General features: G+C 69.8%; 19 protein-coding genes and 1 pseudogene. 18 read left to right on the forward strand and 2 right to left on the reverse strand.

Going from position 1 to position 13,483, the window contains the following annotated elements; all coding sequences use genetic code 11:
- Positions 1 to 27 precede the first annotated feature (27 nt).
- On the reverse strand, positions 28 to 789 hold the full coding sequence (locus Q5716_RS11560; RefSeq protein ID WP_305003295.1) for an IclR family transcriptional regulator: 762 nt from the start codon (positions 787 to 789) through the stop codon (positions 28 to 30).
- Between the two features lie 81 nt (positions 790 to 870).
- On the opposite strand from Q5716_RS11560, the gene hutH reads away from it, so the two are divergent.
- Genes hutH through hutI form a run of 4 tightly spaced genes read left to right on the forward strand, consistent with a single transcriptional unit; the run spans position 871 to position 6,036 of the window.
- Entirely contained in the window at positions 871 to 2,397 is a 1,527-nt protein-coding gene (hutH, locus tag Q5716_RS11565; protein WP_305003296.1) for a histidine ammonia-lyase, read from the forward strand.
- Positions 2,394 to 4,034 carry a urocanate hydratase gene (hutU, locus tag Q5716_RS11570; RefSeq protein ID WP_305003297.1) on the forward strand — a complete coding sequence of 547 codons (1,641 nt, stop codon included), beginning with the start codon at positions 2,394 to 2,396 and terminating at the stop codon, positions 4,032 to 4,034. Before hutH ends, hutU begins: the two co-directional genes overlap by 4 nt.
- Entirely contained in the window at positions 4,031 to 4,912 is an 882-nt protein-coding gene (locus Q5716_RS11575; protein WP_305003298.1) for an arginase family protein, read from the forward strand. Before hutU ends, Q5716_RS11575 begins: the two co-directional genes overlap by 4 nt.
- On the forward strand, positions 4,909 to 6,036 hold the full coding sequence (gene hutI / locus Q5716_RS11580; protein WP_305003299.1) for an imidazolonepropionase: 1,128 nt from the start codon (positions 4,909 to 4,911) through the stop codon (positions 6,034 to 6,036). The genes Q5716_RS11575 and hutI overlap by 4 nt, the downstream gene beginning before the upstream one ends.
- Before the next feature lie 3 nt (positions 6,037 to 6,039).
- Here the strand turns inward: hutI and Q5716_RS11585 are convergent, their stop codons facing one another.
- The gene (locus Q5716_RS11585; RefSeq protein WP_305003300.1) at positions 6,040 to 6,351 is read right to left on the reverse strand and encodes a hypothetical protein; all 312 of its coding nucleotides are present in this window, start codon (positions 6,349 to 6,351) and stop codon (positions 6,040 to 6,042) included.
- Positions 6,352 to 6,719: 368 nt separating this feature from the next.
- Here Q5716_RS11585 and rpsJ point away from each other — a divergent pair, with 368 nt between their 5' ends.
- The 14 genes and pseudogenes from rpsJ to rplE all read left to right on the forward strand — a co-directional run bounded on the left by rpsJ (position 6,720) and on the right by rplE (position 13,424).
- Positions 6,720 to 7,028 (forward strand): 30S ribosomal protein S10, encoded by a 309-nt coding sequence (gene rpsJ / locus Q5716_RS11590; protein WP_009773132.1) that lies wholly within the window; start codon positions 6,720 to 6,722, stop codon positions 7,026 to 7,028.
- A gap of 28 nt (positions 7,029 to 7,056) precedes the next feature.
- Complete coding sequence (rplC, locus tag Q5716_RS11595) at positions 7,057 to 7,707, forward strand: 50S ribosomal protein L3 (RefSeq protein ID WP_305003301.1); 651 nt, start codon at positions 7,057 to 7,059, stop codon at positions 7,705 to 7,707.
- A 2-nt stretch (positions 7,708 to 7,709) separates the two neighbouring features.
- Positions 7,710 to 8,363 (forward strand): 50S ribosomal protein L4, encoded by a 654-nt coding sequence (gene rplD / locus Q5716_RS11600; protein ID WP_305003302.1) that lies wholly within the window; start codon positions 7,710 to 7,712, stop codon positions 8,361 to 8,363.
- Positions 8,360 to 8,659 carry a 50S ribosomal protein L23 gene (gene rplW / locus Q5716_RS11605; protein WP_305003303.1) on the forward strand — a complete coding sequence of 100 codons (300 nt, stop codon included), beginning with the start codon at positions 8,360 to 8,362 and terminating at the stop codon, positions 8,657 to 8,659. Before rplD ends, rplW begins: the two co-directional genes overlap by 4 nt.
- 34 nt (positions 8,660 to 8,693) lie before the next feature.
- A complete protein-coding gene (rplB, locus tag Q5716_RS11610) occupies positions 8,694 to 9,533 on the forward strand; it encodes a 50S ribosomal protein L2 (protein ID WP_305003304.1) in 840 nt (279 codons plus the stop codon).
- A 15-nt stretch (positions 9,534 to 9,548) separates the two neighbouring features.
- Positions 9,549 to 9,830, forward strand: a complete 282-nt coding sequence (rpsS, locus tag Q5716_RS11615) for a 30S ribosomal protein S19 (protein WP_305003305.1) — start codon at positions 9,549 to 9,551, stop codon at positions 9,828 to 9,830.
- Entirely contained in the window at positions 9,830 to 10,231 is a 402-nt protein-coding gene (rplV, locus tag Q5716_RS11620; RefSeq protein ID WP_305003306.1) for a 50S ribosomal protein L22, read from the forward strand. The genes rpsS and rplV overlap by 1 nt, the downstream gene beginning before the upstream one ends.
- Complete coding sequence (gene rpsC / locus Q5716_RS11625; protein ID WP_305003307.1) at positions 10,231 to 10,995, forward strand: 30S ribosomal protein S3; 765 nt, start codon at positions 10,231 to 10,233, stop codon at positions 10,993 to 10,995. The genes rplV and rpsC overlap by 1 nt, the downstream gene beginning before the upstream one ends.
- A gap of 2 nt (positions 10,996 to 10,997) precedes the next feature.
- Positions 10,998 to 11,417: a 50S ribosomal protein L16 gene (gene rplP, locus Q5716_RS11630; RefSeq protein ID WP_305003308.1), complete on the forward strand. Its 420-nt coding sequence runs from the start codon at positions 10,998 to 11,000 to the stop codon at positions 11,415 to 11,417.
- A complete protein-coding gene (gene rpmC, locus Q5716_RS11635) occupies positions 11,417 to 11,740 on the forward strand; it encodes a 50S ribosomal protein L29 (protein ID WP_305003309.1) in 324 nt (107 codons plus the stop codon). The genes rplP and rpmC overlap by 1 nt, the downstream gene beginning before the upstream one ends.
- Positions 11,741 to 11,742: 2 nt before the next feature.
- Positions 11,743 to 12,036, forward strand: a complete 294-nt coding sequence (gene rpsQ / locus Q5716_RS11640; RefSeq protein ID WP_305003310.1) for a 30S ribosomal protein S17 — start codon at positions 11,743 to 11,745, stop codon at positions 12,034 to 12,036.
- Between the two features lie 3 nt (positions 12,037 to 12,039).
- Positions 12,040 to 12,408, forward strand: coding sequence for a 50S ribosomal protein L14 (gene rplN, locus Q5716_RS11645; RefSeq protein WP_305003311.1), 369 nt, complete (start codon positions 12,040 to 12,042; stop codon positions 12,406 to 12,408).
- Between the two features lie 3 nt (positions 12,409 to 12,411).
- Positions 12,412 to 12,747, forward strand: a pseudogene (gene rplX / locus Q5716_RS11650) (50S ribosomal protein L24); the annotation flags it as partial.
- 80 nt (positions 12,748 to 12,827) lie between these two features.
- Complete coding sequence (gene rplE, locus Q5716_RS11655) at positions 12,828 to 13,424, forward strand: 50S ribosomal protein L5 (protein WP_305003312.1); 597 nt, start codon at positions 12,828 to 12,830, stop codon at positions 13,422 to 13,424.
- Positions 13,425 to 13,483: the final 59 nt, after the last annotated feature.

The following is a 13,483-nucleotide window of genomic DNA, read 5'->3' on the forward strand; positions in this document are numbered from 1 at the left end:
CGCGCGCGGGCGAACGGGAGCTCGCCCCTACCGCTGCCCGGCCAACCGGGCGGTGAGGGCGTCGGCGGCGGCCACCACCGCCCGGCCGAGGGCGTCCGCGTCGTGGTCGGAGTCGCGCCGATACGTGAGCCCGATCGCGGCGGTCGGGTACCCGTTGCGGTCGAGGGCGGATGCCGCGACAGAGGCGTACTCGTCCGTGACATCCCCTTCCTCCACCGCCCAGCCGCGCTCCCGCGCCGCGTCGAGGAGGCGGTCGAGCTCGCCGAGCGTGGACGGCCCCGCGGATGCCCGGCGCACGAGCCGATCACGCGACGGGTAGATCGCCCGCACCTGCTCGTGCGGGAGCCGCGCGAGCATCGCGCGCCCGGTCGCCGTGAGGTGCGCGGGGAGCCGCACCCCGACCGCCGACACCGTCGTGGGCGCCCGGAACCCCTGCGCCCGCCCGGCGTACATCACGTCGGCCCCGCTCAGCACGGCAAGGTGCGCGACCACGGGAGTGGGCGAGCGCGCGACGAGGTCGTCGAGGAGCGGTCGGGCGAGTCGGCCGAGCTGCTCGCTGCGCAGTGCCGACGTGCCGATCTCGGAGACGAGGCCGGACAGTCCGTAGGTGCGGTCCTCGGGGTAGTGCACGACGAAGCCCTCGTCCATCATGACGGCGAGCAGCTGGTACGCCGAGGAGCGCGGCAGCCCGAGGTCGCGGGCGAGCGTGGCGGCGCCGACGGGCCCGCGGCGGCGGGCGAGGTAGCGGAGGATGGCGAGGGTGCTTCGCGCGGCCGGGATCTGGGGCATCCGTCGCTCCTGTCTGATATCTCAGACACAGTATCTCCGCTCGGCCTCCCGCGCACGCGCTCGGCGGCGTTCACTGGTCGCATGCAGTCAGTCGTCGTCGGTGTCGGTCCCCTGTCGGTCGAGGAGGTCGTGGCGGTCGCGCGCGGCGGCGCGCCCGTCGAGCTCGCCCCCGACGCGATCGACGCGATGGCGGCATCCCGCTCGGTGATCGAGTCGCTCGCCGACGACCCGCAGCCGCACTACGGCATCTCGACGGGCTTTGGCGCCCTCGCGACGAAGCACATCCCACTCGACCGCCGGATGGAGCTGCAGCGCTCCCTCGTCCGCAGCCACGCCGCGAGCTCGGGCCCGGAGGTCGAGGGCGAGGTGGTGCGGGCGACGATGCTCCTGCGCCTGTCCACCCTCGCCACGGGCCGCACGGGGGTCCGCCCGCTCGTCGCGACAACCTACGCGGCGATCCTCAACGCCGGCATCACGCCCATCGTCGGCGAGTACGGCAGTCTCGGCTGCTCCGGCGACCTGGCACCTCTCGCCCACCTCGCGCTCGCGGCCATGGGGGAGGGCGATGTTCGCGCCGACGGCGAGCTCGTCCCCGCGGCGACCGCCCTCGAGCGCGCCGGGATCGAGCCGCTCGTCCTCCGCGAGAAGGAGGGCCTGGCCCTCATCAACGGCACCGACGGGATGCTCGGGATGCTGTGCCTCGCGCTCGCGGACCTCGACCGCCTCCTCACCACCGCCGATCTCGCCGCCGCCGCCTCCATCGAGGGTCTCGCGGGCACGGACGCGGTGCTCGCCGCCGACCTGCAGGCGCTGCGCCCGCACCCGGGCCAGGCGGTGAGCGCCGCGACGATGCGCCGCGCCCTCGACGGGTCGGGGGCGATCGCGTCGCACCGCGCCACCGGGTTCACCCGAGTGCAGGACGCCTACTCGCTGCGCTGCGCCCCGCAAGTGCACGGCGCCGCCCGGGACACCGTCGACCACGCGCGCCGAGTGGCGGCAGCGGAGCTCGCGAGCGCGATCGACAACCCCGTGGTCACCCTCGACGGCCGCGTCGAGTCGAACGGCAACTTCCACGGCGCGCCCGTCGGCTACGTGCTCGACTTCCTCGCGATCGCCGTCGCGGATGTCGCGAGCATGAGCGAGCGGCGCACCGACCGGTTCCTCGACAAGAGCCGCAACGGCGGGCTCACCCCGTTCCTCGCCCACGATCCGGGAGTGGACTCGGGCCACATGATCGCGCAGTACACGCAAGCGGGAATCGTGAGCGAGCTGAAGCGGCTCGCGGTACCGGCATCCGTCGACTCGATCCCGACGAGCGCGATGCAGGAGGACCACGTGTCGATGGGGTGGTCGGCGGCCCGCAAGCTGCGCCGCAGCCTCGACGGACTCACTCGCGTGCTCGCGATCGAGATCATGACCGCGGTGCGCGGCATCGAGCTGCGGGGGGAGCGGCCGGCACCGATCACGGGGGCGCTCGTGGAGGTCGTGCGCCGGGTCATCCCGCCGGCCGGGCCCGACCGCTACCTCGCCCCCGATATCGCCGCGGCGGTCGAGCTCGTCGCGACCGGCGCGGTCCTCGCCCCCCTCACCGAGAAGGAGCCCGCATGATCACCGCCCACCGCGGCACCGAGCTGCACACCCTGGGCTGGCCCCAGGAGGCCGCCCTGCGCATGCTGCAGAACAACCTCGACCCGGAGGTCGCCGAGCACCCCGAGCAGCTCGTCGTCTACGGCGGCACGGGCAAGGCCGCGCGTGACTGGCCGAGCTTCCACGCGATCGTGCGCAGACTGGAGTCGCTCCGGGGCGACGAGACGCTGCTCGTGCAGTCGGGCCGACCGGTCGGCGTCCTGCAGACGCACGAGTGGGCGCCGCGGGTGCTCCTCGCCAACTCGAACCTCGTCGGGGACTGGGCGAACTGGAGCGAGTTCCGCCGCCTCGAGCAGCTCGGGCTCACGATGTACGGGCAGATGACGGCGGGTTCGTGGATCTACATCGGCACGCAGGGCATCCTGCAGGGCACCTTCGAGACGTTCGCCGCCGTGGCCGCGAAGTCCTTCGGCGGCACCCTCGCCGGCACGATCACCCTCACCGCCGGTCTCGGGGGGATGGGCGGCGCGCAGCCCCTCGCCGTCACCATGAACGGCGGGGTCGCCCTGTGCGTCGATGTCGACCCGAGCCGCATCCGTCGACGGATCGACCACGGCTACCTCGATGTCGAGGCGACGAGCCTGGAGGAGGCCCTGCGTCTGGCGTACGAGGCCCGGGATGCCCGCCGCCCCCTCTCCATCGGAGTGCTCGGCAACGCCGCCGCCGTGCTCCCGGGGCTCCTCGCCCTCGGCGCGGAGATCGACATCGTCACCGACCAGACGAGCGCCCACGATCCGCTCGCCTACCTCCCGCTCGGCGTCGAGTTCGAGGACTGGGCCGACGCTCGCTCCGGCCCCGGGTTCGCCGACCGCGCGCGCGAATCCATGGCGGTGCACGTCGAGGCGATGGTGGGCTTCCTCGATGCCGGTGCCGAGGTCTTCGACTACGGCAACAACATTCGCACCGAGGCGCTCGCGGCGGGGTTTGCTCGGGCGTTCGACTTCCCCGGTTTCGTGCCGGCGTACATCCGGCCGCTCTTCGCGCAGGGCAAGGGGCCGTTCCGCTGGGCGGCGCTCTCCGGCGAGGCGAGCGACATCGCGAAGACCGACCAGGCGGTGCTGGAGCTCTTCCCCGAGAACGAGTCGCTGCAGCGCTGGATCCCCCTCGCCCAGAGGAAGGTGCACTTCCAGGGACTGCCGGCGCGCATCTGCTGGCTCGGCTACGGCGAGCGGGATGTCGCGGGCCTGCGCTTCAACGACATGGTCGCCTCCGGCGAGCTCGCGGCGCCTCTCGCGATCGGCCGCGACCACCTCGACGCCGGGTCGGTGGCGAGCCCGTACCGCGAGACGGAGGCGATGCTCGACGGCTCCGACGCCATCGCCGACTGGCCGCTCCTCAACGCGCTCGTGAACACGGCGTCGGGGGCGAGCTGGGTGTCGATCCACCACGGGGGCGGCGTGGGCATCGGGCGGAGCATCCACGCCGGCCAGGTCTCGGTCGCGGACGGCACCGCGCTCGCCGCGGAGAAGCTCGCGCGCGTGCTGCGCAACGACCCCGGCATGGGCGTGATCCGGCACGTGGACGCCGGCTACCCGGAGGCGATCGCGACGGCCGAGCGCCTCGACGTCCGCGTGCCGATGCGGGAGGGTGCGGAGTGACCCCGCCGGTGCCGGCTCTGCCGCACGATCCGCTGTGGCCGCGGGCCGGCGGCTGGCCGGCACCGGTGGCGGGGGAGCGGGCGGATGTCGCGGTCGCGGGCATCCCGACGTTCCGCCGGTCACTCTCGCCGACGCGCGCCGACCTCACCCCCGCCGCCGTGCGGGAGGCACTGCGTCGCTACAGTCTCGACACGGAGCTGCACATCGTCGATGCGGGCGACGCGACCGATCCGGACGCCGTCGACGCGACCGACTGGGTGGCCGCGATCGACGCCCGGGTCGTGATCGCGCTCGGCGGCGACAATTCGGCGACGGTTCCCGTGGCGCGGGGACGCGGCGCGGCCGGCCTGGTCACCGTCGACGCCCACCACGACCTCCGCGACGGCATCAGCAACGGCTCGCCCGTTCGCGAGCTCGTCGAGCTCGGGATGCCCGGCCCCGCGATCACGCAGCTCGGCATCGAGCCGCTCGCCAACTCCCGCGCCTACCGCGACCGCGCCCACGAGCTCGGCATCACGGTGATCGAGCGCGCCGAGCTCGGCATCACGGTGATCGAGCGCGCCGAGCTCGGCCGGCGCCCGATCGTCGAGCTCATGACGGAGGCGATCGACCGGGCAGCCCGGTTCGGCCCCGTGCACGTCGACCTCGACGTCGACGCGTGCGACCGCAGCGTCGCACCGGGATGCCCGGCGTCGGTGCCGGGGGGCATCAGCGCTCTCGAGCTGCGGGCTGCGGCCCGAGCGGCGGGCGGGCATCCCGCCGTCGTCTCGGTCGACCTCACCGAGGTGGATGCCGCCGCCGACGCCCCCGACGGGCGTACTGTTCGACTCATGGCGCTGTGCGTTCTCGAGGTGATCTCCGGGGTCGCGGCGCGATGACGACGACCCTCGTGGACGGCATCGGCCTGCTCGTGACGCACGACGAGGAGCGACCGGAGGTCGAGGGCGCGGCACTCCTCATCGAGGACGGGCGCGTCGCGTGGTGGGGCGAGAGCGCCGCGGCGCCGGCCGCCGACACCCGCATCGACGCGGAGGGGGGCTGCGTCATCCCCGGCTTCGTCGACAGCCACGCGCACCTCGTGTTCGCGGGCGACCGCGCCGACGAGTTCGAGGCCAGGATGTCCGGACGCCGGTACGAGGCGGGGGGCATCCGTCGCACGGTCCGCCTCACCCGCGCCGCGAGCGACGAGGACCTGCTCGCGAACGCCGCGCGGCTCGTCGCGGAGGCCCGAGCGCAGGGCACGACGACGATCGAGATCAAGAGCGGCTATGGGCTGTCGGTCGACGACGAGGCGCGCGCGGTGCGGCTCGCCGCGCAGCTGACGAGCGAGGTGACCTTCCTCGGCGCCCACGTCGTGCCGGACGGAATCGACCGCGACGACTACGTCGACCTCGTCTGCGGGCCGATGCTCGACGCGTGCGCGCCGCACTCGCGCTGGATCGACGTGTTCTGCGAGTCCGGCGCGTTCACCGTGGCGGAGTCCCGCCGCATCCTCGAGGCCGGCCTCGCCCGAGGTCTCGGTGCCCGCATCCACGCCGCGCAGCTCGGCGAGTCCGACGGCGTTCTGCTCGCCGTCGAGCTCGGGGCGGCGAGCGTCGACCACTGCACGTTCCTCTCGGACGCCGACGTCGACGCCCTCGCCGGGTCGCGAACGGTCGCGACGCTCCTGCCCGGCGCCGAGTTCTCCACGCGGCAGCCCTACCCGGATGCCCGGCGCCTCATCGACGCGGGCGCGACGGTCGCCCTCGCGAGCGACTGCAACCCCGGGTCGAGCTATACGACCTCGCTGCCGTTCTGCATCGCCGTCGCGGTGCGGGAGATGGGGATGACGCCCGCCGAGGCACTGCGGGCCGCGACTCTCGGCGGAGCCGCCGCCCTGCGCCGCGACGACATCGGCCACTTGCGGATCGGCGCTCGCGCGGACGCGGTGCTCCTGGATGCCCCCACCTACGTGCACCTCGCCTACCGGCCCGGCGTGCCGCTCGTGCGCCGAGTGCTCTAGCGCCTACAGCGTCAGGAACCACCACACCCCGAGGGCGACGCCGGCGAGCGCGAGCGCACCGAGCACGATCGGCGGCCAGACGCCGGTCCGCGCACCCAGCACGATGCCGACCACCGCGGCCGCCGTCACCGGGAGGACGAGAACGGCCGAGCCGATCCAGAACACTCCCGCAACCACGAATGCGGCTCCGGCATCGGCGTACGGTACCGCGAGCGCTGCGCTCAGCAGCCCGAGCGCGGCGAGCACGGCGACAGTGCCCACGGCGGCCGTCGATAGAGTGGTCGCACCGCGACGGGCATCCCAGTTCCGAGCCATTCGAGCCTCCTCGTCGTGCTCCGAGTGTGCCGAGGAGCACGCAACCGCGAGCGCGACACGCCCGGGTTGCAGCAAATGCGGCTATATGGCAAACTCTTCTAGTTCAACATTTCGCCGCTTGCGTAGCGCGCGGATCACTCCCAGGCAGTGCATAGTCCGGCTCAGAAGAGTCCAGAGGCTAGGCCGCGGGGAGCAGGACTCCCACAAGCTCAATCGCTCCTCCATGCGCCGCGCACCCCCGTGCGCGGTCGGGGAGCGACATTGACAGATAAACAGTGGTGCGACAGCAGGAGCTGAGCACGAGGATGCCGCGAGGCAGACCGTTGCCCAGCGCTCGCAGCAAGACCAGGAAGCAGAGAGAGAGAACCATGGCGGGACAGAAGATCCGCATCCGGCTCAAGAGCTATGACCACGAGGTCATCGACTCGTCGGCTCGCAAGATCGTCGACACGGTCACCCGCGCGGGTGCCACGGTGGTGGGCCCGGTGCCGCTTCCGACCGAGAAGAACGTGATCGCCGTGATCCGCTCCCCTCACAAGTACAAGGACAGCCGCGAGCACTTCGAGAAGCGCACCCACAAGCGGCTCATCGACATCATCGACCCGACGCCGAAGGCCGTCGACTCGCTCATGCGACTCGACCTGCCCGCCGACGTCAACATCGAGATCAAGCTCTAGCTCGTCGTCAAGCCAATAGGAAACCGCCATGTCTAACACCAAGACGACCAAGGGTCTGCTGGGCAAGAAGCTCGGCATGACGCAGGTCTGGGACGAGAACAACAAGCTCGTCCCGGTCACCGTTGTCGAGATCACCCCGAACGTGGTCACCCAGGTCCGCACGCCCGAGGTCGACGGCTACAGCGCCGTGCAGATCGCGTACGGCCAGATCGACCCGCGCAAGGTCACCAAGCCCCTCACCGGCCACTTCGAGAAGGCCGGCGTCACGCCGCGCCGCCACCTCACGGAGCTGCGCACGGATGACACGAGCGAGTACTCGCTCGGCCAGGAGCTCACGGCCGAGATCTTCGAGCCGGGCTCGAAGGTCGACGTCGTCGGCACCAGCAAGGGCAAGGGATTCGCCGGTGTCATGAAGCGCCACAACTTCGCCGGCGTCTCGGCGTCGCACGGTGCGCACCGCAACCACCGCAAGCCGGGTTCGATCGGCGCCTCCTCGACCCCCAGCCGTGTCTTCAAGGGCATGCGCATGGCGGGCCGCATGGGTGGCGACCGCGTCACCGTGCTCAACCTCACCGTCCACTCGGTCGACCTCGAGAAGGGCATCGTCCTCATCAAGGGCGCCGTGCCCGGTGCTCGTGGTCGCATCGTCTTCGTCCGCAACGCTGTGAAGGGGGCCTAACCATGGCGAACACCCTCGACGTCGTCGACACCTCGGGCAAGAAGACCGGCAGCGTGGAGCTGCCCGCGTCGATCTTCGACGTGCAGACCAACGTCCCGCTCATCCACCAGGTCGTCGTCGCCCAGCTCGCCGCCGCCCGCCAGGGCACGCACAAGGCCAAGGGCCGCGGCGAGGTCTCCGGCTCCGGCCGCAAGCCGTTCAAGCAGAAGGGCACCGGTCGCAGCCGTCAGGGCTCGGTCCGCGCTCCCGAGCACCGCGGCGGTGGCACCGTCCACGGCCCCGTGCCGCGCGACTACTCGCAGCGCACCCCCAAGAAGATGATCGCCGCGGCCCTGCTCGGCGCGATCTCCGACCGTGCCCGTGGCGAGCGCCTCACGATCGTCGACTCGTTCGGCAAGGCCGGCGCTCCGTCGACCAAGGGCGCTGCGGAGCTGCTCGCCTCGGTCACCGGCAAGAACATCCTCGTGGTGCTCGAGCGCGGCGACGAGGTCGGCTACAAGAGCGTGCGGAACCTCCGCAACCTCCACGTGCTGTGGGCCGACCAGCTCAACGCCTACGACGTGATCGTCAGCGACGACGTCGTCTTCACGAAGGCCGCCTACGAGGCGTTCGTCGCGTCGAAGACGGCCAAGACCAAGGAAGAGGCCAGCGCATGACGCTCACGTACAAGGACCCCCGCGACATCATCATCGCGCCCGTCGTCTCCGAGAAGAGCTACAACCTCATCGACGACGGCAAGTACACCTTCGAGGTGGACCCGCGAGCCAACAAGACCGAGATCAAGCTCGCCATCGAGAAGATCTTCAGCGTCAAGGTGGACTCGGTGAACACCCTGAACCGTCCCGGCAAGACCCGCCGCACGCGGTTCGGCATCGGCAAGCGCAAGGACACCAAGCGCGCCATCGTCACGCTCAAGTCCGGTTCCATCGACATCTTCACGGCTGTCGGCTAAGCCTGCGTCGATAGAAACGCAAGAGGGATAACTCATGGCTATTAGAAAGTACAAGCCCACGACCCCCGGTCGTCGCGGCTCCTCGGTGGCAGACTTCGCCGAGATCACCCGCTCGACTCCCGAGAAGTCGCTGCTGCGCCCGCTGCCCAAGACGGGTGGCCGCAACAACGCCGGTCGCATCACGAGCCGTCACATCGGTGGTGGCCACAAGCGCCAGTACCGCGTGATCGACTTCAAGCGCAACGACAAGGACGGCGTCGACGCCAAGGTCGCTCACATCGAGTACGACCCGAACCGCACGGCGCGCATCGCGCTCCTGCACTACGTCGACGGCACCAAGCGCTACATCATCGCCCCCAACAAGCTGAACCAGGGCGACATCGTCGAGTCGGGCGCCGGCGCGGACATCAAGCCGGGCAACAACCTCCCGCTCAAGAACATCCCCGTGGGTACCGTCATCCACGCGATCGAGCTCCGCCCCGGTGGCGGCGCGAAGATGGCCCGCTCCGCGGGTGCATCCGTTCGCCTCGTCGCGAAGGACGGCCCCTACGCCCAGCTCCGACTGCCGTCGGGCGAGATCCGCAACGTCGACCTGCGCTGCCGCGCGACGATCGGCGAGGTCGGCAACGCCGAGCAGTCGAACATCAACTGGGGCAAGGCCGGCCGTATGCGCTGGAAGGGCGTCCGCCCGACCGTCCGCGGTGTCGCCATGAACCCGGTCGACCACCCGCACGGTGGTGGTGAGGGCAAGACGTCCGGTGGACGTCACCCCGTGACCCCGTGGGGCCAGCAGGAGGGCCGGACGCGCAAGCGCAACCTCCCCAGCGACCAGCTCATCGTCCGTCGCCGCAATGTCGGCAAGAAGCGCAAGTAGTAGGAGCGTAAGAAGATGCCTCGCAGTCTGAAGAAGGGCCCCTTCGTCGACGACCACCTGCTGCAGAAGGTCGTGAAGGCGAACGAGTCCGGTTCCAAGAACGTGATCAAGACCTGGTCGCGCCGCTCGATGATCATCCCGGCCATGCTCGGGCACACGATCGCCGTGCACGACGGTCGCAAGCACATCCCCGTGTTCGTGACGGAGACCATGGTCGGCCACAAGCTCGGCGAGTTCTCGCCGACCCGCACCTTCCGCGGCCACGAGAAGGACGACAAGAAGGGACGCCGCCGCTAATGGTCGAGTCAATCGCCCGCGTCAAGCACATTCGCGTGACGCCCACCAAGGCCCGTCGCGTCGTCAACCTGATCCGCGGCAAGCAGGCCCAGGAGGCCCTGGCCATCCTGAAGTTCGCGCCCCAGGGTGCGAGCGAGCCCGTGTACAAGCTCGTCGCCTCCGCGATCGCGAACGCTCGCGTCAAGGCGGATGCCACGAACAGCTACCTCGACGAGCAGGACCTGTTCGTCTCGGCGGCGTTCGTCGACGAGGGCACGACCCTGAAGCGGTTCCAGCCGCGCGCCCAGGGCCGGGCCTTCCAGATCCTCAAGCGCACGAGCCACATCACCGTGGTGCTCGCGACGCCGGACCACATCGCCGAGGCCAAGGCCCCGAAGGCCGCGAAGGCAGGGAAGAAGTAATGGGACAGAAGGTAAACCCCTACGGTTTCCGTCTGGGAATCACCACCGACCACGTGTCGCGCTGGTTCTCCGACAGCACCAAGGCGGGTCAGCGCTACAGCGACTACGTCGCCGAGGACGTCAAGATCCGCAACCTGCTCAAGACCTCCCTCGACCGTGCCGGTGTGGCGCGCATCGAGATCGAGCGCACCCGTGACCGCATCCGCGTCGACATCCACACCGCCCGCCCGGGCATCGTGATCGGTCGCCGTGGTGCCGAGGCCGAGCGCATCCGTACCGACCTCGAGAAGCTCACGGGCAAGCAGATCCAGCTGAACATCCTCGAGGTCAAGAACCCCGAGGCCGAGGCCCAGCTCGTCGCGCAGGGCATCGCCGAGCAGCTCTCCGCTCGAGTGGCGTTCCGCCGCGCGATGCGCAAGGGACTGCAGGGCGCCCAGCGCGCCGGCGCCAAGGGCGTTCGCATCCAGGTCTCCGGCCGCCTCGGCGGCGCGGAGATGAGCCGCTCGGAGTTCTACCGTGAGGGTCGCGTCCCGCTCCACACGCTCCGCGCCAACATCGACTACGGCTTCTACGAGGCCAAGACGACGTTCGGCCGGATCGGCGTGAAGGTGTGGATCTACAAGGGCGACATCACCAACAAGGAGCTCGCCCGCGAGCAGGCGAACCAGAAGTCTTCCCGTCCCGAGCGTCGTGACGGGGACCGTCCGCGCCGCAACTCCGCCCCCCGGGCGGAGGCGCCGGTCGCAGCAGGAGTTGAGGCGTAACCATGTTGATCCCTCGTAAGGTCAAGCACCGCAAGCAGCACCACCCGGGTCGCAGTGGCCAGGCCACCGGCGGCACGACGGTGAACTTCGGTGAGTTCGGCATCCAGGCCCTCTCTCCCGCGTACGTGACCAACCGCCAGATCGAGGCGGCGCGTATCGCGATGACCCGTCACATCAAGCGTGGTGGAAAGGTGTGGATCAACATCTACCCCGACCGTCCGCTGACCAAGAAGCCCGCCGAGACCCGCATGGGTTCCGGTAAGGGTTCGCCGGAGTGGTGGGTCGCCAACATCAAGCCGGGTCGCGTCCTCTTCGAGGTCGCCGGCGTCAACGAGCAGCTCGCTCGCGAGGCCATGACCCGTGCCATCCACAAGCTGCCCCTCAAGGCACGCATCATCAAGCGCGAGGAGGGCGACGCGTAATGGCGATCGGATCCAAGGAGCTCCGCCCCGTCGAGCTCGACACCTTCGAAGACGAGCGACTCGTCGACGAGCTGAAGAAGGCCAAGGAGGAGCTGTTCAACCTGCGCTTCCAGTCGGCGACGGGCCAGCTCGAGAGCCACGGCCGCATCCGTGCGGTCAAGCGCGACATCGCGCGCATCTACACGGTCATCCGCGAGCGCGAGCTCGGCATCCGGGCCACCCCGGCGCCGCTCGAGGCTCCCGTCAAGGCCGCGAAGAAGACCACCAAGAAGGCGGAGGCGGCTGAGACCGCCGAGGCCACCGAAGAGACGAAGGAGGCGTAGTCATGGCGAAGGCCGAAGTGAAGGCTGCCGAGACCGCCGAGCTCGCTCGCGGTTACCGCAAGACGCGCCGTGGTTACGTGACCAGCGACAAGATGGACAAGACCATCGTCGTCGAGGTCGAGGACCGCGTGAAGCACCCCCTGTACGGCAAGGTCATCCGCCGCACCTCCAAGGTGAAGGCGCACGATGAGGCGGGCACCGCCGGCATCGGTGACCTCGTCATCATCAGCGAGACCCGCCCGCTCAGCGCCACGAAGCGCTGGCGCCTGGTGGAGATCCTCGAGAAGGCGAAGTAAGCGATGATCCAGCAGGAATCCCGGCTCAAGGTCGCCGACAACACCGGCGCCAAGGAGCTCCTCACCATCCGCGTGCTCGGCGGCTCCGGCCGTCGCTACGCCGGCCTCGGCGACGTGATCGTGGCGACCGTGAAGGATGCCATCCCCGGCGGAAACGTCAAGAAGGGCGATGTCGTCAAGGCGGTCATCGTGCGCGTCGTCAAGCAGACCCGTCGTCCCGACGGCTCCTACATCAAGTTCGATGAGAACGCCGCCGTCATCCTGAAGAACGACGGGGACCCCCGCGGTACCCGCATCTTCGGGCCGGTCGGCCGTGAGCTTCGCGACAAGAAGTTCATGAAGATCATCTCGCTGGCACCGGAGGTGCTGTAACCCATGGCTAACATTCGCAAGGGCGACCTCGTGCAGGTCATCAGTGGCCCGTCCCAGGCCCGCGGCGGAGACCGCGGCAAGCAGGGTCGTGTCATCGAGGTCCTGACCGAGAAGGACCGCGTCATCGTCGAGGGCGTGAACTTCGTCACGAAGCACGTGCGCGTCGGCCAGACCCAGCGCGGCACCAAGACCGGCGGCATCGAGACCCACGAGGCTCCGATCCACGTCTCCAACGTGGCGCTCGTCGACCCCGACACCAAGCTTCCGGCGCGCGTCGGCTTCCGCGAGGAGACCGACGACCGGGGCAAGACCGTGCGCGTGCGCTACTTCAAGAAGTCGCGTCGTGCTGAGAACAAGAAGCCGGCCAAGGCTTCGACCAAGAAGGCTGCGGACAAGGCAGCTGCAGAGGACGCCGAGTAATGACTGACACCGCTACTGCCGCGAAGGCTGGCGCCACGGGCACCTACCAGCCGCGCCTCAAGCAGAAGTACCGCAACGAGATCGCCGCTCAGCTCAAGAGCGACTTCGGCTTCACGAACGTGCACCAGGTGCCCGGCATCGTGAAGGTCGTCGTCAACACGGGCGTCGGCGAGGCCGCTCGCGACTCCAAGATCATCGAGGGGGCCGTCAAGGACCTCACCGCGATCACGGGTCAGAAGCCGCAGGTCACGAACGCCCGCAAGTCCATCGCGCAGTTCAAGCTCCGCGAGGGCCAGCCGATCGGTGCGCACGTCACGCTGCGCGGCGACCGGGCGTGGGAGTTCCTCGACCGACTGATCACGCTCGCGCTTCCGCGTATCCGTGACTTCCGCGGACTGTCGGACCGCCAGTTCGACGGCCACGGCAACTACACCTTCGGCCTCACGGAGCAGTCCATGTTCCACGAGATCGACCAGGACCGGATCGACCGAGTCCGTGGTTTCGACATCACCGTCGTCACCACGGCCAAGAACGACGAGGAGGGTCGCGCGCTGCTCAAGGCGCTCGGCTTCCCGTTCCGGTCCAACGAGCAGTAACACTCCACTAGAGAAGGTCGGCAGCGGTGTACCGCTCGTCGAAACCAGCTAACAGAAAG

Source organism: Antiquaquibacter soli, assembly GCF_030580675.1.
GTDB lineage: Bacteria > Actinomycetota > Actinomycetes > Actinomycetales > Microbacteriaceae > Rhodoglobus > Rhodoglobus soli.